The following is a 20,961-nucleotide window of genomic DNA, read 5'->3' on the forward strand; positions in this document are numbered from 1 at the left end:
TTCTGCCCCCCGCATTTAAGGGGGCATCATGCTTAACATCGTACTCTTCGAACCAGAAATCCCGCCGAATACCGGCAACATCATTCGTCTTTGCGCCAATACCGGCTTTCGTCTGCACATCATCGAACCGATGGGGTTTACCTGGGATGATAAGCGCTTACGCCGCGCAGGGCTGGACTATCACGAATTCGCCGCGGTTCAGCGCCATCACGATTATGCCGCCTTTGTCGCCGCCGAAAACCCGCAGCGCCTGTTTGCATTGACGACAAAGGGCACGCCCGCCCATAGCGCCGTAAGCTATCAGGATGGCGATTATTTGATGTTTGGCCCGGAAACGCGCGGCCTGCCCGCCAGCATTCTTGATGCGTTGCCTAAAGAGCAGAAGATTCGCATTCCGATGATGCCGGATAGCCGTAGCATGAACCTGTCGAATGCGGTGTCGGTGGTGGTGTATGAAGCGTGGCGCCAGTTAGGATACTCCGGCGCGGTATTACGGTCGTAATATATTCAATGCCGGATGGCAGCTGACGCCTGATCCGGCCTGGCCGATCCCGATGGCATGTTCCCGTTTATGCGGACTCTCGCTCAATCAAATGAAAGCCAATATCCACAATAGCTTCTGCGCACGGTTTCTGTTCAATACGATCGGCCAACAGCGTAGCGGCGCGCTGGCCAATGGCGCGTCTGTCAACGCTTACGGTAGTAATTGACGGTCGATTGCTGGCGGCAAAATCAAGATCGCCAAAACCAATAACCGCTAAATCATGCGGGATGCGCAAACCACGGCTTTCCGCCTCCATCATCGCCCCCTGTGCCAGGGTATCAGAACTGCAAACAATGACATCAAACGTCCCTTCGTCAAAAAGCTGGCTTAAACCGCTACGCCCCAGCGAAAGCGATGCCGGAAGGGGGACATCCACCTGCGGTACGGCATGAATAGCGTGGCGTTGAAGAACACTACATAACCCCTGCTTACGTTGCGCGGCTCGGCGATCGGCGGTCCACAACAAGCCGGGACGACGATAGCCCTTACTCAGAAGATACTCCCCCGTCGCCTGCCCGACTTTTTCATGGGAAAAACCGACCAGCATATCAAGCGGCGTGGGCGTTAAGTCCCAAATTTCCACCACCGGAATAGCCGCGTTCAGGATGACCTTTTTCAGTTCTATCGTGTGATGGATCCCGGTAAGCACCACGCCATCGGGGCGGCGGGAAAGCAGTGTCGCCACCAATTCCGCTTCCGTTTGTTCGGTATATCCCGCCACGCACAGCAATATGTGATATCCGCGTCGGGCCAGTTCATCGCTCAGCGACTGGATGGTATCGACAAACATGTTGTTGTTAATTTGCGGCACGACGACAGCGATTAATTTACTCCGTCGCGACGCCAGACCACCGGCTAACGCGTTGGGTATGTAGCCTGTGACGCGAACCGCCTGCATGACTTTCTCAACCGTTTTGGGGCGAACCAGTTGTGGCGAATTCAATGCCCGGCTGACTGTCATCGGAGACAGCCCGGCGCTACGTGCTACATCTTCCAGCGTCGGCGCACGAGGTGATTTGGTTCTCTTCACGTCTGATGCCCCTGCAAAGATTGGCTGATTTATCCGCGCATTATTCATCATGCCTGCGGCTATTGCCAGCTTCGCATCAGGAAAGGCCGTAAATACAGTAGCTTATCAAGCTCAGTCATTACAAAATGATAGCGCCATCATTTTGTATTATGCATTTCCCCAGATATTTTTGGATCGTGATCCATTTTGCAATAAATCCTGCTTTTTATACGACATATGTGATCAAATGTTCAAATCAACATCAACTTTCTGGATCCTGTGTTCGCTTAATAATAAAAATGTTAGCGCAATCATTTTGTGATTATCAGGAGAAAAAAAATGGCTTTAAGCGCGAATTCCGACGCCGTAACGTATGCAAAAGCGGCGAATACCAGAACTGCGGCAGAAACCGGCGATCGTATCGAATGGGTGAAGCTATCACTGGCTTTTCTACCGCTGGCGACGCCAGTGAGTGACGCGAAGGTACTGACCGGTCGCCAGAAACCTTTGACCGAAGTGGCAATCATCATTGCCGAAATCCGCAGTCGCGATGGCTTTGAAGGCGTTGGTTTTAGCTACTCCAAACGTGCTGGCGGCCAGGGTATTTATGCTCACGCCAAAGAGATAGCCGACAATCTACTGGGCGAAGACCCCAATGATATCGACAAAATATACACCAAGCTGCTGTGGGCCGGAGCCTCGGTGGGGCGTAGCGGGATGGCGGTACAGGCTATCTCCCCTATCGATATCGCCTTATGGGATATGAAGGCTAAACGTGCCGGTCTGCCACTGGCAAAACTGTTGGGCGCGCACCGCGACTCCGTTCAGTGTTACAACACCTCAGGGGGGTTCTTGCATACACCGCTCGATCAAGTGCTGAAAAATGTGGTGATTTCCCGCGAAAATGGCATTGGCGGTATTAAGTTGAAAGTCGGACAACCCAACTGCGCTGAGGATATTCGCCGCTTAACCGCAGTACGTGAAGCGCTTGGGGATGAGTTCCCGTTAATGGTTGACGCTAACCAGCAGTGGGATCGCGAAACGGCTATCCGCATGGGGCGTAAAATGGAACAGTTCAACCTTATCTGGATTGAAGAACCATTAGATGCTTACGACATCGAAGGCCACGCCCAGCTTGCTGCCGCGCTGGATACGCCTATCGCCACCGGGGAAATGCTGACCAGTTTCCGGGAACACGAGCAGTTGATTCTGGGCAATGCCAGCGATTTCGTTCAGCCAGATGCGCCGCGTGTCGGCGGTATCTCTCCGTTCCTGAAGATTATGGATCTGGCGGCGAAACACGGGCGTAAGCTGGCGCCGCACTTTGCGATGGAAGTACACCTGCACCTTTCCGCAGCGTATCCCCTGGAGCCGTGGCTGGAACATTTCGAGTGGCTGAACCCATTATTCAACGAGCAACTTGAGCTGCGCGATGGCCGCATGTGGATTTCCGATCGTCATGGTCTGGGTTTCACGCTCAGTGAACAAGCGCGCCGCTGGACACAATTAACATGTGAATTTGGCAAACGCCCTTAACCCGACTGGCGGGAATCCGTCCCGCCTCTCTTACCTTACAGGATGCATTCTGCCCTTATCTGAGGAGTAGATAATGAACACAATAATAAAGCGCACAAAAGTGCGTCATACCATTCTTATATTTTTATTTCTTGCTACCGTATTTAATTATGCGGATCGCGCAACTCTATCCGTAGTTGCCCCAATAATGAGTAAAGAATTAGGTTTTGATCCGGAAGCGATGGGCCTGGCCTTCTCCTCATTTGGTATTGCCTATGTCATTATGCAACTACCCGGCGGTTGGCTATTAGACCGCTACGGTTCACGACTGGTTTACGGTTGCGCATTGATTGGCTGGTCGTTAGTAACCATGTTTCAGGGAACGATCTATCTGTATGGCAGCCCATTAATTGTACTGGTTATTCTACGTCTGCTGATGGGCGCGATTGAAGCGCCTGCCTTTCCGGCGAACAGTCGTTTAAGCGTACAATGGTTTCCCAATAATGAACGAGGTTTCGTTACTTCAGTTTATCAGGCTGCGCAATATATCTCGCTGGGCATTATCACCCCGCTAATGACGATCATTCTGCATAATTTAAGCTGGCATTTTGTCTTCTATTATATTGGCGCTATTGGCGTGATGCTCGGTATATTCTGGTTAATGAAAGTCAAAGATCCGATGCACCACCCAAAAGTTAATCAAGCGGAAATTGACTATATTCGTAGCGGTGGTGGCGAGCCCTCTCTGGGCTGTAAAAAGGAGCCGCAGAAAATAACGTTCGCGCAGATTAAAACCGTCTGTGTTAACCGGATGATGATCGGTGTTTACATCGGGCAATTCTGCGTCACCTCTATCACCTGGTTCTTCCTGACCTGGTTCCCGACCTACCTGTACCAGGCGAAAGGCATGTCGATTCTGAAAGTCGGTTTTGTGGCCAGTATTCCAGCCATTGCCGGTTTTATTGGCGGCCTGCTCGGCGGCGTGTTCTCCGACTGGCTACTCAAACGCGGCTATAGCCTTACCGTCGCGCGGAAACTGCCTGTTATCTGCGGTATGTTGCTCTCTTGCGTAATTGTGATCGCCAACTACACCTCTTCAGAATTTGTGGTCATTGCGGCGATGAGTCTGGCCTTTTTTGCCAAAGGGTTTGGTAACCTGGGCTGGTGCGTACTCAGCGACACCTCGCCGAAGGAAGTTCTGGGTATTGCCGGCGGCGTATTTAACATGTGCGGCAATATGGCAAGCATCGTTACGCCGCTGGTCATCGGCGTGATTCTTGCCAATACTCAGTCGTTCGACTTTGCCATTTTATACGTTGGCTCGATGGGACTTATTGGTCTCATTTCATATCTGTTTATCGTCGGCCCGCTGGATCGTATCACGCTGACATCATCCGCAGCCTGATTGTCCACATTGCGAATTCTTCGCTCCGCTGTTCCGGGATTGCACTCCATCGGAACAGCGTTTTTTAGTTGTACCGCGCAATTCAGATGCCGTCGCCATACTCAAACGTATGGTGTATCCCGTTGAAATGCTGGTCCATATCCATCGACGGCTTATCGCTGCCCGGCTTGCCGACAATACGCGCCGGAACGCCTGCGGCGGTAGTGTGCGGCGGGACAGGCTGTAAAACGACGGAGCCTGCGCCAATTTTCGCGCCGCGCCCCACCTCGATATTGCCGAGAATTTTCGCGCCCGCGCCAATCATCACGCCTTCGCGGATTTTAGGATGACGATCGCCGCTCGTTTTCCCGGTACCGCCCAGGGTGACGGATTGCAGGATCGACACATCATCCTCAATAACCGCCGTCTCCCCCACCACAATACCGGTGGCATGGTCGAGCATAATCCCACGGCCAATTTTCGCTGCCGGGTGAATATCCACCTGAAACGAGACCGAAACCTGATTTTGCAGGAAGATAGCCAGCGCGCGGCGACCTTTATTCCACAACCAGTGACCAATGCGGTAGGCCTGTAGCGCATGAAAGCCTTTCAGATATAACAGCGGCGTGGAGTATTTATCCACCGCCGGATCGCGAGTGCGCACGGCCTGAATATCGCAGGCTGCCGACGCGATCATTTCCGGGTCGGCGGCATAGGCTTCTTCAACTACTTCACGGATAGCGATAGCGGGCATGATGGGCGAAGCCAGTTTATTTGCCAGCATATAGCTCAGCGCACTGCCCAGATTTTCATGCTTGAGTAGCGTGGCGTGATAAAAACTGGCCAACATAGGCTCACAGTCAGCTAAAGCGCGGGCTTCAGCTTTAATATTCTTCCAGACGATTTCCAGTTCTTCACACGGCATGGCTTACTCCAGACGGGCAGAAAACGACCAACCCGTTCTGTGCGGGTTGGGTCGTTTATGCAAACAGTTCCTTACGGCTAGTGGCGACTCAGCTCTTCCTTGCGGGCGCGACCTAATAACGTTAATGCTGCCTCGCGCGCGTTTTTTCCGCAATACAATACTTGATAAATTTCCTCGGTTATTGGCATTTCAACACCAAAACGGTGCGCCAATTCACGAACTTCTTTCGTATTGCGATAGCCTTCGACCACCTGGCCAATCTTATCCTGCGCGCCTTTAACGTCCATGCCCTGGCCAAGCATCATGCCAAAACGACGGTTGCGCGACTGGTTGTCGGTACAGGTCAGCACCAGATCGCCTAAACCCGCCATCCCCATAAAGGTGGCGGGATCGGCGCCAAGCGCTGCGCCAAGCCGCGACATTTCGGTCAGTCCACGCGTGATTAGCGCCGTGCGGGCGTTCGCGCCGAAGCCGATGCCGTCAGACATCCCCGCGCCAATCGCAATCACGTTTTTCACCGCGCCGCCAAGCTGCACGCCGATAAAATCCGCATTGATATAGACGCGAAAACTTTTTCCGCAGTGCAACAGTTGCTGGAGATCGTCGGCAAAGGTCTCATCGGTTGAGGCCAGCGAGATTGCCGTCGGCAAACCCGCCGCCAGCTCTTTAGCGAACGTCGGACCGGAAATCACCGCCAGCGGGATTTGATCGCCTAACGCCTCGCGAGCGACATCCTGCAACAGGCGCCCCGTTTCCGCTTCCAGGCCTTTGGTCGCCCATACCAGACGCGCATCCGGACGCATCAGCGGTTTAATCTGCCGCAGCACGTCGCTGAAAACATGGCTTGGCACCACCACCAGAATGTTACGACTGGCCGCCAGCGCGGTTGCTAAGTCGCTTTCCAGGTGTAACGTATCGGGAAAAGGCACATCGGGAAGGAACGCGACGTTGCAGCGATCGTGCTCCAGGGTCGCGATATGTTTTGGGTCGTGGCCCCACAGGACAACCTGGTGGCCGTTTCTCGCCAGAGTGATGGCGAGAGCGGTGCCGTACGAGCCGGCACCGATGACTGTCATTGACGCATTACTTTGGTTCATCAGGCATCCTGATGTTCTTCAGTACCTTCGCCAGCCTGCTGCTGCAAATAGTTCATGAACAGCGCATCAAAATTGACCGGCGCAAGGTTCAGTTGCGGGAACGTACCGCGTGAAACCAGGCTGGTGATGCACTCGCGAGCATACGGGAACAGAATGTTCGGGCAGTATGCGCCCAGGCAATGCGCCATCTGAGTACCTTCAATACCGCTGATGGAGAAAATACCGGCCTGCTGAACTTCGCACAGGAACGCGGTTTCTTCCCCCAGGGAAGCCGTTACGGTAACACGCAGCACAACTTCATAAACGTCATCCGCCAGTTGGGAAGATGCCGTATCAAGATCCAGTTTAACCTCTGGCTGCCAATCTTTCTGGAAAACATGCGGTGCGTTTGGCGCTTCGAAAGAAACATCCTTGGTATAGATACGTTGGATCTGGAAAGCCATTTCAGTGTTATTTTGTTCTGACATGTGTAAAACCCTTTAGTGTTGTCCTTAAATACTTGAGTACGCCTTAACGCAACAGCGGATCCAGTCCACCACGCGCATCCAGCGCATACAAGTCGTCACAACCGCCAATGTGCTGTGCATCAATAAAAATTTGCGGAACCGTCGTTCGGCCACTACGTTTGATCATCTCTTCACGCTTCACGGCGTCGCCGTCAATCGCAATTTCCTGGAAACTCACGCCCTTGCTGTTTAACAGCGCCTTTGCACGATGGCAAAACGGACAGGTTGCTTTGGTGTAGATTTCAATATTGGCCATGACTTCGCTCCTGTTTTTTACCCGATGGATTTCATGTCGACGCAAGGGCAAGTCATTCCCCTTGCGTCATGAAAACGACGGGTAATCACTTACCGCGCACCAGAGGCAGATTCTCGCCGCTCCAGCCTGCTACGCCTTCTTTCAACACAAAGACCTTTTCAAAGCCGGCTTTTGTCAGCGCGTTAGCGGATTCCTGGCACTGCATACCTGAACCGTCGACCACGATAATCGGCTTGTCTTTGTGCTTTTCCAGTTCGCCAACATTGTTGGCTTTGATTTCGCTCGGCAGCAAATTGGTCGCGCCAGCGATATGGCCTTTACAGAAATCGTCACGTTGACGTAAATCCACAACAACGGCGTCCTCTTTGTTGATAAGGCGCGTGGCTTCGCCGCGTGTAATCACCTTAACTTTTGAAGTCAGACCTTTGAACGTGGTAAATAAAACCGCCACCAGTAACGCAATCCAGGCGATACTCAGTATGGGATGACGGCCAACAAATTGCATAATTTCTTGCATGGGGGGTAACAACTCCCGACGTAGTGATTAAAAAACCAGGAAAGGAGTATACCTGCGCAGTGGCGCAAATACAGCCAGAGCGTGCACTGGAATGCATTTTTGCGGGGCGCTACGAAAAAAAATCACGCTATTACTTGCCTTCTCACGCCAGCGCGATCCCTTTCTTTGATCTTCTGAGGCTATTTTATCGATTCAGCTGTAGTAAAATTACGCAATTATTTTGTCTATTGAGTATGAGGTTGTCGCAATGTCGGTTTCTAAAAAACCTATGGTACTGGTGATTCTGGATGGCTACGGCTACCGTGAAGAACAGCAGGATAACGCTATCTTAAACGCCAAAACCCCGGTGATGGATGCTCTGTGGGCAAAACGTCCGCATACCCTGATCGACGCATCCGGTCTGGAAGTGGGTCTGCCTGACCGCCAGATGGGCAACTCCGAAGTGGGCCACGTTAACCTGGGTGCAGGTCGCATCGTTTATCAGGACCTGACGCGTCTGGACGTTGAAATTAAAGAGCGTACTTTCTTTGCTAACCCAGTCCTGACCAATGCGGTAGACCAGGCGAAAAACGCCGGTAAAGCGGTTCATATTATGGGTCTGCTGTCCGCGGGCGGCGTCCACAGCCACGAAGATCACATTATGGCGATGGTGGAACTGGCCGCAGAGCGAGGCGCAGAAAAAATCTATCTGCACGCCTTCCTCGACGGTCGCGACACGCCGCCGCGCAGCGCTGAAGCCTCGCTGAAAAAATTCGAAGACAAATTCGCCGCGCTGGGCAAAGGCCGCGTGGCGTCTATCGTCGGTCGTTACTACGCTATGGACCGCGACAACCGTTGGGATCGCGTGGAAAAAGCGTATGATCTGATGACCCTGGCGCAGGGCGAATTCCAGGCAGATACCGCTGTGGCTGGCCTGCAGGCCGCTTACGCTCGTGATGAAAACGATGAGTTTGTCAAAGCGACCGTTATCCGCGCCGAGGGCCAGGCTGATGCGGCGATGGAAGACGGCGACACGCTGATTTTCATGAACTTCCGCGCTGACCGCGCGCGCGAAATTACCCGCGCTTTCGTTAACGCTGATTTCGACGGCTTTGCGCGTAAGAAAGTGGTTAATCTGAACTTCGTGATGCTGACCGAATACGCTGCCGACATCAAAACTGCCGTTGCCTACCCACCAGCGTCGCTGGTGAATACCTTTGGCGAATGGATGGCGAAAAACGACAAAACTCAGCTGCGTATTTCCGAAACGGAAAAATATGCGCACGTAACCTTTTTCTTTAACGGCGGCGTAGAAGAACCGTTTGCTGGCGAAGAGCGCATTCTGATCAACTCCCCGAAAGTGGCCACTTATGACCTGCAACCGGAAATGAGCTCTGCAGAATTGACTGAAAAATTGGTCGCGGCGATCGAAAGCGGTAAGTACGACACCATCATTTGTAACTATCCAAACGGCGATATGGTCGGTCATACCGGCGTGATGGAAGCCGCCATCAAAGCGGTGGAAGCGTTGGATAACTGCATTGAACAGGTAACAAAAGCGGTTGAGTCCGTTGGTGGACAACTGTTGATTACCGCGGACCACGGCAACGCGGAGCAGATGCGCGATCCGGCGACCGGTCAGGCGCATACCGCCCACACCAACCTGCCGGTGCCGCTGATTTATGTCGGCGAGAAAAACGTGAAGGCGGTCGAAGGCGGCAAACTTTCAGACATTGCGCCTACCATGCTGTCGCTGATGGGGATGGAAATCCCGCAAGAGATGACTGGTAAGCCGCTGTTCATCGTGGAATAATCCCTCCCCATGAGGGGAAAGGCGATTAACACCATTCAACAGGCCGTGAAACCAAGAACGTTTTCAGTCAGGCCTTTGTTCTACGCCAGCGTACTTAGCGCTGGCGTATTGTTGTGCGCCTTTTCCGCCCACGCGGATGACCGCGATCAACTCAAATCTATTCAGGCCGATATCGCCGCGAAAGAACGCGACGTACGCCAGCAGCAGCAGCAGCGCGCCAGCCTCCTGGCACAACTTAAAGCCCAGGAAGAGGCCATCTCGGCCGCAGCGCGTAAGCTGCGCGAAACGCAAAGCACTCTGGATCAGTTAAACGCGCAAATTGATGAGATGAACGCCTCAATTGCCAAACTGGAGCAGCAAAAAGCCAGCCAGGAGCGTAATCTCGCCGCACAGTTGGACGCCGCTTTCCGCCAGGGCGAACACACCGGCATTCAGCTTATTCTTAGCGGAGAAGAAAGCCAGCGTGGGCAACGCCTGCAGGCCTACTTCGGCTATCTGAACCAGGCGCGCCAGGAGACTATCGCCGAACTGAAACAGACTCGCGAACAGGTCGCCACACAAAAAGCCGAGCTGGAAGAGAAGCAAAGCCAACAACAAACGTTGCTGTATGAACAGCGCGCTCAGCAGGCCAAGCTGGAGCAGGCGCGTAATGAACGTAAGAAAACGCTTGCCGGACTGGAGTCGTCTATTCAGCAAGGCCAGCAACAGTTAAGCGAACTGCGCGCCAACGAATCACGCCTACGCAACAGTATCGCGCGGGCGGAAGCGGCGGCCAAAGCGCGAGCGGAGCGTGAAGCCCGCGAAGCGCAGGCGGTACGCGATAAGCAGCAGGAAGCCTCGCGTAAAGGCAGCACCTATAAGCCGACGGAAAGCGAGCGTTCGCTAATGTCCCGCACCGGCGGTCTGGGCGCGCCTCGCGGTCAGGCATACTGGCCGGTACGCGGCCCGATATTGCATCGCTATGGCGAACGGCTGCAGGGTGAGCTACGTTGGAAGGGGATGGTGATCGGCGCGTCGGAAGGCACCGAGGTCAAAGCCATCGCCGACGGCAGGGTAATTCTGGCGGACTGGCTGCAAGGCTATGGCCTGGTGGTGGTCGTGGAGCATGGTAAAGGCGATATGAGCCTTTACGGCTATAATCAGAGCGCGCTGGTCAGCGTAGGCGCGCAGGTGCGCGCCGGACAACCTATCGCCCTTGTGGGCAGTAGCGGCGGTCAGGGCAGACCCTCGCTTTATTTCGAAATTCGTCGCCAGGGTCAGGCCGTCAATCCACAGCCGTGGTTGGGAAGATAAGTTTTGCCTCAGTTTCGTCGCTCCATTCTCACGCTGGCCACTTTGCTGGCGTTTGCACATCCCGTTTTCGCTGGCAAGCTCGCCATCGTGATTGATGATTTTGGCTATCGCCCGCATACGGAAAACCAGGTTCTGGCGCTGCCGCCAAACATCTCCGTCGCTGTACTGCCCAACGCGCCGCATGCGCGCGAAATGGCAACTAAAGCGCACAATAGCGGGCATGAGGTGTTAATCCATCTGCCGATGGCGCCGCTAAGCAAACAGCCTCTGGAGAAGGATACGCTGCGACCAGATATGAGCAGCGATGAGATCGAGCGCATTATCCGCGAGGCGGTAAACAACGTGCCGTATGCCGTTGGGCTTAATAACCACATGGGCAGCGCAATGACTTCCAGCCTGTTCGGTATGCAAAAAGTTATGCAGGCGCTGGAACATTACAATCTCTATTTTCTCGACAGCATGACGATTGGCAATAGCCAGGCGATGCGCGCGGCATCCGGTACGGGTGTGAAAGTGATCAAGCGCAAAGTGTTCCTCGACGATACGCAAAACGAGGCGGATATCCGTCGTCAGTTTAATCGCGCTATCGAACTGGCCCGTCGCAACGGTTCCGCTATCGCGATTGGTCATCCGCATCCCGCAACGGTTCGCGTGCTGCAACAGATGGTTTATCGCCTGCCGGCGGATATCACCCTGGTACGTCCAGGCAGCCTGCTCAACGAACCGCAGGTAGATACGTCCCGACCTGGTGTAACGCCGCAGAAAATTGACGCACCGCGCAATCCCTTCCGCGGCGTGAAGATGTGCAAGCCGAAAAAACCGCTGCAACCGGTCTACGCTACGCGCTTTTTCAGCGTCATCGGCGAGAGCATTACGCAAAGTTCCGTGGTTGTCTGGTTTCAGCATCAGTGGCAAGGCTGGGGGAAAATCGCCGCGCCTAAAAACGTGAGCGCTAAGACAGATTGAGCGCCTTACGGGCCATACGACGGTGCGACAAGGTTTTGTCGCGCCATTGCCACAGCCGGAAAGACCAGAGCAGCGTCTGATAAGCCGCTTTCGCGCTGCGGACGTTAGCCATCATCCGTCTATACATGCCAGAAGTAAAAATTTCGGCAATCATACGCTGGCGGGTCAAAATATCAGGCTCTTTACGTACCGCATGACAAACGCGTAACGCTTCCCAGGTAATTTGCTGGCGAAACTCCGGGTAAATCGGAATACGCCGGGCATAATCACGATTGAGCTTTTCTAATAACCGCGTAATTTTAATATAATGCCGCTGATAATTAAGATTTTTATTGCCTTGTCTTTGCAAACGGCTTACCGAATTATCATGCAGGAAATATTTATATAATGATTGTTCGGTATAACGTACGCGCGTGGCATTAAACATAACTTCCGTCGACCATAATATGTCCTGATGATGTAGTCCGGGAACGAAAGTAATATTGTTATCGGTAATTAACGCACGTCGATAAACGCCCATCCAGACAACATGCGTCCAGCGCCGCGAGGCCAGCGCCATACGCAACCAATCCGGTCCGCTTAATACCCCGGTGGAACGCAGACGATCGGTCGGAATAGATTGCCAGGCGTGCCCGGTTTTTCGGACGCACCAGTCCGCATTACACTGCGCAACGTCCAGATCATCGTTAAGCGCCATAGTCATCAGCGTTTCATACATCTTCGGGTAGACCTGGTCATCCGCATCGACAAAGGCGACATAATCGCCGGTCGCCGCTTGCAGGCCAAGATTACGGGCGACAGATGCGCCAGCATTGGCCTGATGAAGCAGTCGAACATGTGGGTAATGTTCCGCGTAATGTTTTGCTATCTCAACGGAATGATCCGTCGATCCATCATTCACAATAATAATTTCCAGCGCCGACCACGTTTGCGCGATTAACGACGCCATGCAAGCATTAAAATCCGCTCCCGCATTATATAACGGGATAATGATACTCACTTTGGTTTTACTATTTTTCATAACGATTACCAGAAAAACCTTAATTTACCCTGCCTTTATACTGTGGCTCTATTAAGAAACTATTAAGCCGCCATAATTAATTTTTACAGTAAAAAGCAAGCACAAAACTCAGAGTAGAGCGTGACGTTAGCGAGTAAAATAAGAGTAAAGCGCAATTACGAATGCTTGATGTCTATGACAATTCTTTACGGCTTTCCAGATTTTCCCTAACAAAAAAGGTTGGTGAATGACACCAACCTTTTACGATGAAACGTATATCAGACCCGATAAAATTATCGGGTCTCTATACATATTAATCCCAGCTCAGAATAACTTTTCCTGACTGGCCTGAACGCATGGCGTCAAAACCTTTCTGGAAATCATCAATAGAGAAACGATGGGTGATAATCGGTGACAGATCCAGACCGGACTGGATCAGCGCCGCCATTTTGTACCACGTTTCGAACATCTCACGACCATAAATACCTTTAATGAACAAGCCCTTAAAGATAACTTTTGTCCAGTCGATAGACATATCTGATGGCGGAATCCCCAGCATCGCAATACGACCGCCGTGATTCATGGTGTCCAGCATGGTACGAAACGCCGGCGGCGCGCCGGACATCTCCAGACCCACATCGAACCCTTCGGTCATTCCCAGCTCCGCCATGACGTCGTTCAGGCTCTCTTTCGCGACGTTGACCGCGCGGGTGACGCCCATTTTACGCGCCAGCTCCAGACGGTATTCATTGACGTCAGTAATCACCACATGACGCGCGCCGACATGTTTCGCCACTGCGGCGGCCATTACACCGATTGGCCCCGCCCCCGATACCAGTACATCTTCGCCGACCAGATCGAAAGACAGCGCCGTATGCACCGCATTACCAAACGGGTCGAAAATAGAGGCTAAATCATCAGAAATGTTATCCGGGATTTTAAACGCATTGAACGCCGGGATGACCAGGTATTCCGCGAAGCAGCCGGGACGATTGACACCCACGCCGGTGGTGTTGCGACACAGGTGAGTACGACCGCCACGGCAGTTGCGACAATGACCACAGGTGATGTGACCTTCGCCGGAGACGCGATCGCCGATTTTAAAGCCTTTCACTTCCTGACCGATGCCGACCACTTCGCCGACATATTCATGCCCCACGACCATCGGAACCGGGATGGTTTTTTGCGACCAGTCATCCCAGTTATAGATGTGAACGTCAGTGCCGCAGATGGCTGTTTTACGGATTTTAATCAGCAAATCGTTATGGCCGACTTCCGGTTCCGGAACGTCGGTCATCCAGATGCCCTCTTCCGCTTTCAGTTTGGATAACGCTTTCATCTTACATCCTCAGGCAATCACGCCCAGTTGTTTACCAATACGCGTGAACGCGTCTACCGCACGCGTAATTTGCTCAGGCGTATGCGCCGCAGACATCTGGGTACGAATACGCGCCTGACCTTTTGGTACGACCGGATAGAAGAAACCGGTAACGTAAATGCCCTCTTTTTGCAGTTCGCGGGCAAATTTCTGCGCGACAACCGCATCTCCCAGCATTACCGGGATGATGGCGTGATCCGCGCCTGCCAGCGTAAATCCCGCGGCAGACATCTGCTCACGGAACTGCCGGGCGTTCGCCCACAAGCGATCGCGCAGTTCTGCGCCCGCTTCCACCATCTCTAACACTTTAATAGAAGCCGCCACGATCGCCGGCGCCAGGGAGTTGGAGAACAGATATGGGCGGGAACGCTGACGCAACCACTCAACGACCTCTTTACGCGCCGCGGTATAGCCGCCGGATGCGCCGCCTAACGCTTTGCCCAGCGTACCGGTAATAATATCTACGCGGCCCATTACGTCGCAGTATTCATGGGAACCACGACCGTTTTCGCCGACAAAGCCTACCGCGTGGGAATCATCAACCATCACCAGCGCATCGTATTTATCGGCCAGATCACAGACGCCTTTCAGATTGGCGATGACGCCATCCATTGAGAACACGCCGTCGGTGGCGATCAGGACATGACGCGCGCCGGCCTCACGCGCCTCTTTCAGCCGCGCTTCCAGCTCTGCCATGTCGTTGTTGGCATAGCGATAGCGCTTCGCTTTACACAAACGCACGCCGTCAATGATAGACGCGTGGTTCAGCGCGTCGGAGATAATGGCGTCTTCCGCGCCCAGCAACGTCTCAAACAAGCCGCCGTTAGCATCGAAACAGGAGGAATACAGAATCGCATCTTCCATGCCGAGGAAGCTTGCCAGCTTTTGCTCCAGCGCTTTGTGGCTGTCCTGGGTGCCGCAGATAAAACGCACGGACGCCATACCGAAACCGTGGCTGTCCATGCCCGCTTTTGCGGCATTAATCAGCTCAGGGTGATTCGCCAGCCCGAGATAGTTATTGGCGCAAAAGTTAATAACGTGGCTTCCATCCGCCACGGTGATATCCGCCTGCTGCGCAGACGTAATAATGCGCTCTTCTTTAAACAATCCTTCCGCCCGAGCGGTTTCCAGATCGTTGGTTAACTGTTTGTAAAAATCCCCACGCATTGCGATTCTCCAGACTGGGCAAATTTCAGCACATATTACCCAAAGCGATACGTTGATACGAGATGACGCGTCATCACTTCTTTAAAATGCAGCATAAATCACGCGTATCCTCACGGGTTATCAGTGAATGGATGAATAGTGTTATGATAAGAGCATTCATGTCTGAGACAGTCTCTGACACCATAATTCAAAGGTTACAGTTATGATCATCGTTACCGGCGGCGCGGGCTTTATCGGCAGCAATATCGTTAAGGCCCTGAATGATAAAGGTATCACCGATATTCTGGTGGTGGATAACCTGAAAGACGGCACCAAGTTTGTAAACCTGGTGGATCTGAACATTGCTGACTATATGGATAAGGAAGATTTCCTGATCCAGATTATGTCCGGAGAAGAGCTCGGCGATATCGAAGCTATTTTCCATGAAGGCGCCTGCTCTTCCACCACCGAGTGGGACGGCAAGTATATGATGGATAATAACTATCAATACTCCAAAGAGCTCCTGCACTATTGTCTTGAACGCGAAATCCCGTTCCTCTACGCCTCTTCTGCCGCCACCTATGGCGGTCGCACGTCTGATTTCATCGAATCGCGCGAATACGAAAAACCGCTTAACGTTTACGGCTATTCTAAATTCCTGTTTGATGAATATGTGCGCCAGATCCTGCCAGAAGCGAACTCGCAGATTGTCGGTTTCCGCTATTTCAACGTCTATGGACCACGTGAAGGCCATAAAGGCAGCATGGCAAGCGTGGCATTTCATCTGAATACACAGTTAAACAACGGCGAAAGCCCGAAACTGTTTGAAGGCAGCGAAAACTTCAAGCGCGACTTCGTTTACGTGGGCGATGTGGCCGCCGTTAACCTGTGGTTCCTGGAAAGCGGCAAGTCCGGCATCTTTAACCTGGGCACAGGCCGTGCGGAATCTTTCCAGGCCGTCGCCGACGCGACGCTGGCATACCATAAAAAAGGCAGCATTGAATACATTCCGTTCCCGGATAAGCTGAAAGGTCGCTATCAGGCGTTTACGCAGGCGGATTTAACCAATCTGCGCAACGCGGGCTACGACAAACCCTTTAAGACCGTCGCCGAAGGCGTCACGGAGTATATGGCCTGGCTGAACCGCGACGCGTAAGTATGAAAATTTTGGTCATTGGCCCGTCCTGGGTGGGCGACATGATGATGTCGCAAAGTCTCTATCGCACGCTTAAAGCGCGCTATCCCCAGGCGATAATCGACGTGATGGCGCCAGCCTGGTGTCGTCCGTTGTTATCGCGTATGCCGGAAGTTAACGAGGCGATACCCATGCCGTTGGGCCACGGCGCGCTGGAAATCGGCGAGCGCCGCAGATTGGGCCATAGCCTGCGAGAGAAGCGCTACGATCGCGCCTGGGTGTTGCCAAATTCGTTTAAATCGGCGCTGATTCCTTTCTTTGCCAATATCCCGCACCGTACCGGCTGGCGCGGCGAAATGCGCTATGGCCTGCTGAACGATGCGCGCGTCCTTGATAAGGACGCTTGGCCGCTGATGGTGGAGCGCTACGTGGCGCTGGCTTATGACAAGGGCGTGATGCGCACGGCGAAAGATCTGCCGCAGCCGCTACTCTGGCCGCAGCTCCAGGTTAGCGAGGGTGAAAAGTCGCTGATGTGCAGCGACTTTTCACTATCTTCTGAACGTCCTCTGATCGGCTTTTGCCCCGGCGCGGAATTTGGCCCGGCAAAACGTTGGCCGCACTATCACTACGCCGAACTGGCAAAGCAGCTCATTAACGAAGGGTATCAGGTCGTACTGTTTGGCTCGGCAAAAGACCATGAAGCCGGAAATGAGATCCTGGCGGCGCTGAATAGCGAGCAGCAGGCATGGTGTCGCAACCTGGCGGGGGAAACCCAGCTGGAACAGGCCGTCATTCTGATAGCCGCCTGTAAAGCCATCGTTACTAACGATTCCGGGCTGATGCACGTCGCGGCGGCGCTCGACCGCCCGCTGGTCGCCTTGTATGGCCCAAGTAGCCCGGATTTCACGCCGCCGCTGTCTCATAAGGCCCGGGTGATTCGTCTCATTACGGGTTATCACAAAGTGCGTAAAGGCGATACGGCGCAAGGCTATCACCAGAGCCTGATCGATATCACGCCGCAGCGGGTTCTGGAAGAGCTTCATTCGCTGTTGTCGGAAGAGGGCGTTTAATGCGGGTTTTGATCGTTAAAACATCATCGATGGGCGACGTATTACATACCCTGCCTGCGCTTACCGACGCGCAACAGGCGATTCCGGGGATTCAATTTGATTGGGTTGTCGAAGAAGGGTTTGCGCAAATTCCGTCCTGGCACAGTGCTGTCGATCGCGTGATTCCCGTCGCTATTCGCCGTTGGCGCAAGGCCTGGTTTTCCGCGCCCATTAAAGCGGAACGCATAGCCTTTCATCGGGCGGTATGCGCATACCAATACGACGCTGTGATTGATGCGCAGGGGCTGGTAAAAAGCGCGGCGCTGGTGACGCGTCTGGCGCATGGGATAAAGCACGGTATGGACTGGAGTACCGCCCGCGAACCGCTGGCCAGCCTGTTTTATAACCGTAAACACCATATCGCAAAGCAACAACATGCGGTTGAACGGACGCGCGAGCTGTTCGCCAAAAGCCTGGGATACGATAAACCGCAGTCGCAGGGCGATTATGCCATCGCAAAACATTTTCTGCATTGCCAGCAGGCGGTTAGCGATCCATATGCGGTATTTTTACATGCCACAACCCGCGATGATAAACACTGGCCGGAAGCAAACTGGCGCGAGCTTATCGGCCTGGTGGGCAACACCGGATTACGGATAAAACTTCCCTGGGGCGCGCCTCATGAGGAGGCCCGGGCTAAACGACTGGCCGAAGGCTTTGACTATGTGGATGTGTTACCACGCATGAGCCTGGAGGAGGTCGCCAGAGTGCTGGCTGGCGCAAAATTTGTCGTATCGGTTGATACCGGCCTGAGCCATCTCACCGCCGCGCTCGACAGACCGAATATTACGCTATATGGCCCAACGGACCCTGGGTTAATTGGAGGTTATGGGAAGAACCAAATGGCATGCTGCTCACCAGAACAGAACCTGGCGAATTTAGATGCCACAAGCGTATTTGGAAAGATTCATTAAAGAGACTCTGTCTCATCCCAAACCTATTGTGGAGAAAAGATGCTAACCACATCATTAACGTTAAATAAAGAGAAATGGAAGCCGATCTGGAATAAAGCGCTGGTTTTTCTTTTTGTTGCTACGTATTTTCTGGATGGTATTACGCGTTATAAACATTTGATAATCATACTTATGGTTATCACCGCGATTTATCAGGTCTCACGCTCACCGAAAAGTTTTTCTCCTCTTTTCAAAAATAGCGTATTTTATAGCGTAGCAGTATTATCATTAATGCTTGTTTATTCCATACTCATATCGCCAGATATGAAAGAAAGTTTCAAGGAATTTGAAAATACGGTACTGGAGGGTTTCTTATTATATACTTTATTAATCCCCGTACTATTAAAAGATGAAACAAAAGAAACGGTTGCGAAAATAGTACTATTCTCCTTTTTAACAAGTTTAGGATTACGTTCGCTGGTAGAAATTGTCTTTTATATTCAGGACTATTCCAGGGGGGTGATGCCATTTACAAACTATGACCATCGACATATATCTGATTCAATGGTATTTCTGTTCCCGGCATTGTTGAATATCTGGCTATTCAGAAAAACATCGCTCAAACTCGCTTTCTTTGCGCTGAGCGCCGTCTACTTATTCTTAATGTTAGGCACCTTGTCGCGGGGAGCATGGCTGGCAGTTTTAGTGGTGGGCGTTTTATGGACGATTTTGAACCGCCAGTGGAAACTAATGGGAATTGGCGCTGCTATCCTGGTTATTGCTGGCGTTTTAGTTATCACTCAGCAAAGCCATAAACTGGATCAGGAGCGACTACTGTATAAATTACAGCAGACAGATAGCTCATATCGTTATACTAACGGAACCCAGGGCACCGCGTGGATACTGATTCAGGAAAACCCGATCAAGGGCTACGGCTATAGTAATGATGTTTATGATAGTGTTTATAATAAACGCGTTGTCGATTATCCAACGTGGACCTTTAAAGAATCTATCGGTCCGCATAATACCATTCTGTACATCTGGTTTAGTGCTGGCATATTGGGTCTGGCGAGCCTGGCCTATTTATATGGCGCTATCATCAGGGAAACAGCCAGCTCTACCTTCAGGAAAGTAGAGATAAGTCCCTACAATGCTCATCTCTTGCTATTTTTATCTTTCGTCGGTTTTTATATCGTTCGTGGTAATTTTGAACAGGTCGATATTGCTCAAATTGGTATCATTACCGGTTTTCTGCTGGCGCTAAGAAATAGATAAAAAAACGCGCTGATACTTATTACGGTATCAGCGCGTTTTCCATCATCAGGACTCAATCACTTATCAAACCAGTTTTTCATTTGTTCCTCGAAACGCTGCGCTACATTTTCCCAACTGTATTTTGAAAACACCAGGGATTTTGCTTTTTCGGCAATCTGGTGGCGTTCCTTATCAGCAAGCGCACGGTTAATATCATTAATTATACTGTCGCTCGACATAGGTTCTGCGAGGTGATAGCCCGTTATGCCATCTAACACAAATTCGCTAATCCCCCCTTTTTTGCTGGCAAGAACCGCTTTTCCTGCTGCCATCGCTTCTACAGCCACCATGCAAAATGCTTCTTCAACCTGAGATGGCACAATAACCAGATCGGCTATATGATAGAAGTTATGCATCTGGTCAGGAGATTGCCCCCCAGCCATAATACAATCAGTTCCAATCTCTTTTGCGGCGTCCAGTACTTTCTTTTGATACTCTGCTTTTTCACCCTTGCGGCTTGCATAAGGGTCGCCAACAACGACAAGTTTAATATTACTTTTTAAGGTACGTAATTTTTTGAACGCCTGCAAAAGCAACAGGATGCCTTTATCAGGCGAAATTCTCCCGGCATATAAGAGAACGGTGGCATCTTCCGCAATATTTAATTGCTGACGGAGGTTATTTTGTGGGTTTCTTTTATAAGTCTCAGCACAAAAACCATTAGGCACAATACTAACAGCAGCGGCGGGCAATCTTTCTTCATAAAACGCTTTAAGAAACTGACTGGGCACGATAATTTTTGCATCATTATCAGGCAGTTCTGGTTCAAATGCGTTATGCATGTGCATAACCAGTTTTGCATTTGGATTGCGCTCTCTGATCTGCCGATACAGTTTCATACTATTATGAATAACAATGACGCTATCTTCCTGGGTAGTCACTTTATCTCTAATATTAAGGACACGCTGGGAATAGGGTAGTGGGTCGAGACGAGTCCATTTCTGAAAAAGACGCTTATAAACTTTACTAAACCCAATGTAATGAATATCACAGTTATCGTTTATTTTATTATATTCAGGATAGCCAGCATTCTTTATACAAGCAATAGCACTCGGTATTGATAGTCGTTTTGCAACCTGGTAAATCCAGGTTTCTACCGCAGCCGCACCACGAGGAGGAATTGAAAATATAGGAGTAACAGTAAATATGATTTTTTTAATCATAATAGCTATAATCCAGAAT

General features: G+C 51.8%; 20 protein-coding genes. 10 read left to right on the plus strand and 10 right to left on the minus strand.

Annotation, left to right across the window (positions count from 1 at the left end):
* Positions 1–28 precede the first annotated feature (28 nt).
* Positions 29–502, plus strand: coding sequence for a tRNA (uridine(34)/cytosine(34)/5-carboxymethylaminomethyluridine(34)-2'-O)-methyltransferase TrmL (trmL, locus tag J4613_RS15485; RefSeq protein ID WP_000932336.1), 474 nt, complete (start codon positions 29–31; stop codon positions 500–502).
* A 67-nt stretch (positions 503–569) separates the two neighbouring features.
* On the opposite strand, the gene J4613_RS15490 is transcribed toward trmL, so the two are convergent.
* On the minus strand, positions 570–1,574 hold the full coding sequence (locus J4613_RS15490; RefSeq protein ID WP_001537635.1) for a LacI family DNA-binding transcriptional regulator: 1,005 nt from the start codon (positions 1,572–1,574) through the stop codon (positions 570–572).
* A 318-nt stretch (positions 1,575–1,892) separates the two neighbouring features.
* Between J4613_RS15490 and J4613_RS15495 the strand changes: the two genes are divergently transcribed.
* Both J4613_RS15495 and J4613_RS15500 read left to right on the plus strand, forming a co-directional pair.
* The gene (locus J4613_RS15495) at positions 1,893–3,089 is read left to right on the plus strand and encodes an L-talarate/galactarate dehydratase (RefSeq protein ID WP_001218249.1); all 1,197 of its coding nucleotides are present in this window, start codon (positions 1,893–1,895) and stop codon (positions 3,087–3,089) included.
* Between the two features lie 73 nt (positions 3,090–3,162).
* Entirely contained in the window at positions 3,163–4,473 is a 1,311-nt protein-coding gene (locus J4613_RS15500) for an MFS transporter (protein WP_001092104.1), read from the plus strand.
* An 82-nt stretch (positions 4,474–4,555) separates the two neighbouring features.
* Here J4613_RS15500 and cysE read toward each other — a convergent pair whose 3' ends face one another.
* The 5 genes from cysE to J4613_RS15525 form a co-directional block, all read right to left on the minus strand.
* Positions 4,556–5,377 (minus strand): serine O-acetyltransferase, encoded by an 822-nt coding sequence (gene cysE, locus J4613_RS15505; protein WP_001112113.1) that lies wholly within the window; start codon positions 5,375–5,377, stop codon positions 4,556–4,558.
* Between the two features lie 77 nt (positions 5,378–5,454).
* On the minus strand, positions 5,455–6,474 hold the full coding sequence (gene gpsA, locus J4613_RS15510; protein ID WP_001076596.1) for an NAD(P)H-dependent glycerol-3-phosphate dehydrogenase: 1,020 nt from the start codon (positions 6,472–6,474) through the stop codon (positions 5,455–5,457).
* Positions 6,474–6,941 (minus strand): protein-export chaperone SecB, encoded by a 468-nt coding sequence (secB, locus tag J4613_RS15515; protein ID WP_000003370.1) that lies wholly within the window; start codon positions 6,939–6,941, stop codon positions 6,474–6,476. The genes gpsA and secB overlap by 1 nt, the downstream gene beginning before the upstream one ends.
* Positions 6,942–6,984: 43 nt before the next feature.
* Positions 6,985–7,236: a glutaredoxin 3 gene (gene grxC / locus J4613_RS15520; RefSeq protein WP_001273795.1), complete on the minus strand. Its 252-nt coding sequence runs from the start codon at positions 7,234–7,236 to the stop codon at positions 6,985–6,987.
* 85 nt (positions 7,237–7,321) lie between these two features.
* Positions 7,322–7,753 (minus strand): rhodanese-like domain-containing protein, encoded by a 432-nt coding sequence (locus J4613_RS15525; RefSeq protein WP_111742190.1) that lies wholly within the window; start codon positions 7,751–7,753, stop codon positions 7,322–7,324.
* A gap of 247 nt (positions 7,754–8,000) precedes the next feature.
* On the opposite strand from J4613_RS15525, the gene gpmM reads away from it, so the two are divergent.
* From gpmM to J4613_RS15540, 3 genes are read left to right on the plus strand one after another with little or no spacing between them, the layout of a single operon-like run.
* Complete coding sequence (gene gpmM / locus J4613_RS15530; RefSeq protein WP_000116579.1) at positions 8,001–9,545, plus strand: 2,3-bisphosphoglycerate-independent phosphoglycerate mutase; 1,545 nt, start codon at positions 8,001–8,003, stop codon at positions 9,543–9,545.
* 33 nt (positions 9,546–9,578) lie between these two features.
* Complete coding sequence (envC, locus tag J4613_RS15535; RefSeq protein ID WP_058814511.1) at positions 9,579–10,838, plus strand: murein hydrolase activator EnvC; 1,260 nt, start codon at positions 9,579–9,581, stop codon at positions 10,836–10,838.
* A 3-nt stretch (positions 10,839–10,841) separates the two neighbouring features.
* A complete protein-coding gene (locus tag J4613_RS15540; protein WP_001135519.1) occupies positions 10,842–11,804 on the plus strand; it encodes a divergent polysaccharide deacetylase family protein in 963 nt (320 codons plus the stop codon).
* On the opposite strand, the gene J4613_RS15545 is transcribed toward J4613_RS15540, so the two are convergent.
* The 3 genes from J4613_RS15545 to kbl form a co-directional block, all read right to left on the minus strand.
* A complete protein-coding gene (locus tag J4613_RS15545) occupies positions 11,791–12,825 on the minus strand; it encodes a glycosyltransferase (protein WP_045901935.1) in 1,035 nt (344 codons plus the stop codon). The genes J4613_RS15540 and J4613_RS15545 overlap by 14 nt on opposite strands.
* Before the next feature lie 292 nt (positions 12,826–13,117).
* Complete coding sequence (gene tdh, locus J4613_RS15550) at positions 13,118–14,143, minus strand: L-threonine 3-dehydrogenase (protein ID WP_000645990.1); 1,026 nt, start codon at positions 14,141–14,143, stop codon at positions 13,118–13,120.
* 9 nt (positions 14,144–14,152) lie between these two features.
* Positions 14,153–15,349: a glycine C-acetyltransferase gene (gene kbl, locus J4613_RS15555; RefSeq protein WP_001213790.1), complete on the minus strand. Its 1,197-nt coding sequence runs from the start codon at positions 15,347–15,349 to the stop codon at positions 14,153–14,155.
* Positions 15,350–15,551: 202 nt separating this feature from the next.
* Here kbl and rfaD point away from each other — a divergent pair, with 202 nt between their 5' ends.
* The 4 genes from rfaD to rfaL are packed head-to-tail and all read left to right on the plus strand — an operon-like array spanning position 15,552 to position 19,740.
* Positions 15,552–16,484 (plus strand): ADP-glyceromanno-heptose 6-epimerase, encoded by a 933-nt coding sequence (gene rfaD, locus J4613_RS15560; RefSeq protein WP_000587771.1) that lies wholly within the window; start codon positions 15,552–15,554, stop codon positions 16,482–16,484.
* Positions 16,485–16,486: 2 nt separating this feature from the next.
* Complete coding sequence (gene rfaF / locus J4613_RS15565; protein ID WP_000699196.1) at positions 16,487–17,533, plus strand: ADP-heptose--LPS heptosyltransferase RfaF; 1,047 nt, start codon at positions 16,487–16,489, stop codon at positions 17,531–17,533.
* Positions 17,533–18,486: a lipopolysaccharide heptosyltransferase RfaC gene (gene rfaC, locus J4613_RS15570; protein ID WP_001264610.1), complete on the plus strand. Its 954-nt coding sequence runs from the start codon at positions 17,533–17,535 to the stop codon at positions 18,484–18,486. The genes rfaF and rfaC overlap by 1 nt, the downstream gene beginning before the upstream one ends.
* A 39-nt stretch (positions 18,487–18,525) precedes the next feature.
* Positions 18,526–19,740, plus strand: coding sequence for an O-antigen ligase RfaL (gene rfaL / locus J4613_RS15575; protein WP_111742189.1), 1,215 nt, complete (start codon positions 18,526–18,528; stop codon positions 19,738–19,740).
* 56 nt (positions 19,741–19,796) lie between these two features.
* Here rfaL and J4613_RS15580 read toward each other — a convergent pair whose 3' ends face one another.
* A complete protein-coding gene (locus J4613_RS15580; RefSeq protein ID WP_000591834.1) occupies positions 19,797–20,942 on the minus strand; it encodes a lipopolysaccharide N-acetylglucosaminyltransferase in 1,146 nt (381 codons plus the stop codon).
* Positions 20,943–20,961: the final 19 nt, after the last annotated feature.

The organism is Salmonella sp. 32020114201800008SM (assembly GCF_017572025.1).
In the GTDB taxonomy this organism is placed as follows: Bacteria; Pseudomonadota; Gammaproteobacteria; order Enterobacterales; family Enterobacteriaceae; genus Salmonella; species Salmonella enterica.

Bases quoted from the DNA above. Each gene is read 5' to 3' on its own strand.
- gpsA (WP_001076596.1), bottom strand. From the start codon at position 6,474: ATGAACCAAAGTAATGCGTCAATGACAGTCATCGGTGCCGGCTCGTAC.
- J4613_RS15495 (WP_001218249.1), top strand. From the start codon at position 1,893: ATGGCTTTAAGCGCGAATTCCGACGCCGTAACGTATGCAAAAGCGGCG.
- J4613_RS15545 (WP_045901935.1), bottom strand. From the start codon at position 12,825: ATGAAAAATAGTAAAACCAAAGTGAGTATCATTATCCCGTTATATAAT.
- J4613_RS15500 (WP_001092104.1), top strand. From the start codon at position 3,163: ATGAACACAATAATAAAGCGCACAAAAGTGCGTCATACCATTCTTATA.
- J4613_RS15580 (WP_000591834.1), bottom strand. From the start codon at position 20,942: ATGATTAAAAAAATCATATTTACTGTTACTCCTATATTTTCAATTCCT.
- rfaL (WP_111742189.1), top strand. From the start codon at position 18,526: ATGCTAACCACATCATTAACGTTAAATAAAGAGAAATGGAAGCCGATC.
- rfaF (WP_000699196.1), top strand. From the start codon at position 16,487: ATGAAAATTTTGGTCATTGGCCCGTCCTGGGTGGGCGACATGATGATG.
- kbl (WP_001213790.1), bottom strand. From the start codon at position 15,349: ATGCGTGGGGATTTTTACAAACAGTTAACCAACGATCTGGAAACCGCT.
- rfaD (WP_000587771.1), top strand. From the start codon at position 15,552: ATGATCATCGTTACCGGCGGCGCGGGCTTTATCGGCAGCAATATCGTT.
- cysE (WP_001112113.1), bottom strand. From the start codon at position 5,377: ATGCCGTGTGAAGAACTGGAAATCGTCTGGAAGAATATTAAAGCTGAA.
- rfaC (WP_001264610.1), top strand. From the start codon at position 17,533: ATGCGGGTTTTGATCGTTAAAACATCATCGATGGGCGACGTATTACAT.
- J4613_RS15525 (WP_111742190.1), bottom strand. From the start codon at position 7,753: ATGCAAGAAATTATGCAATTTGTTGGCCGTCATCCCATACTGAGTATC.
- trmL (WP_000932336.1), top strand. From the start codon at position 29: ATGCTTAACATCGTACTCTTCGAACCAGAAATCCCGCCGAATACCGGC.
- gpmM (WP_000116579.1), top strand. From the start codon at position 8,001: ATGTCGGTTTCTAAAAAACCTATGGTACTGGTGATTCTGGATGGCTAC.
- secB (WP_000003370.1), bottom strand. From the start codon at position 6,941: ATGTCAGAACAAAATAACACTGAAATGGCTTTCCAGATCCAACGTATC.
- tdh (WP_000645990.1), bottom strand. From the start codon at position 14,143: ATGAAAGCGTTATCCAAACTGAAAGCGGAAGAGGGCATCTGGATGACC.
- grxC (WP_001273795.1), bottom strand. From the start codon at position 7,236: ATGGCCAATATTGAAATCTACACCAAAGCAACCTGTCCGTTTTGCCAT.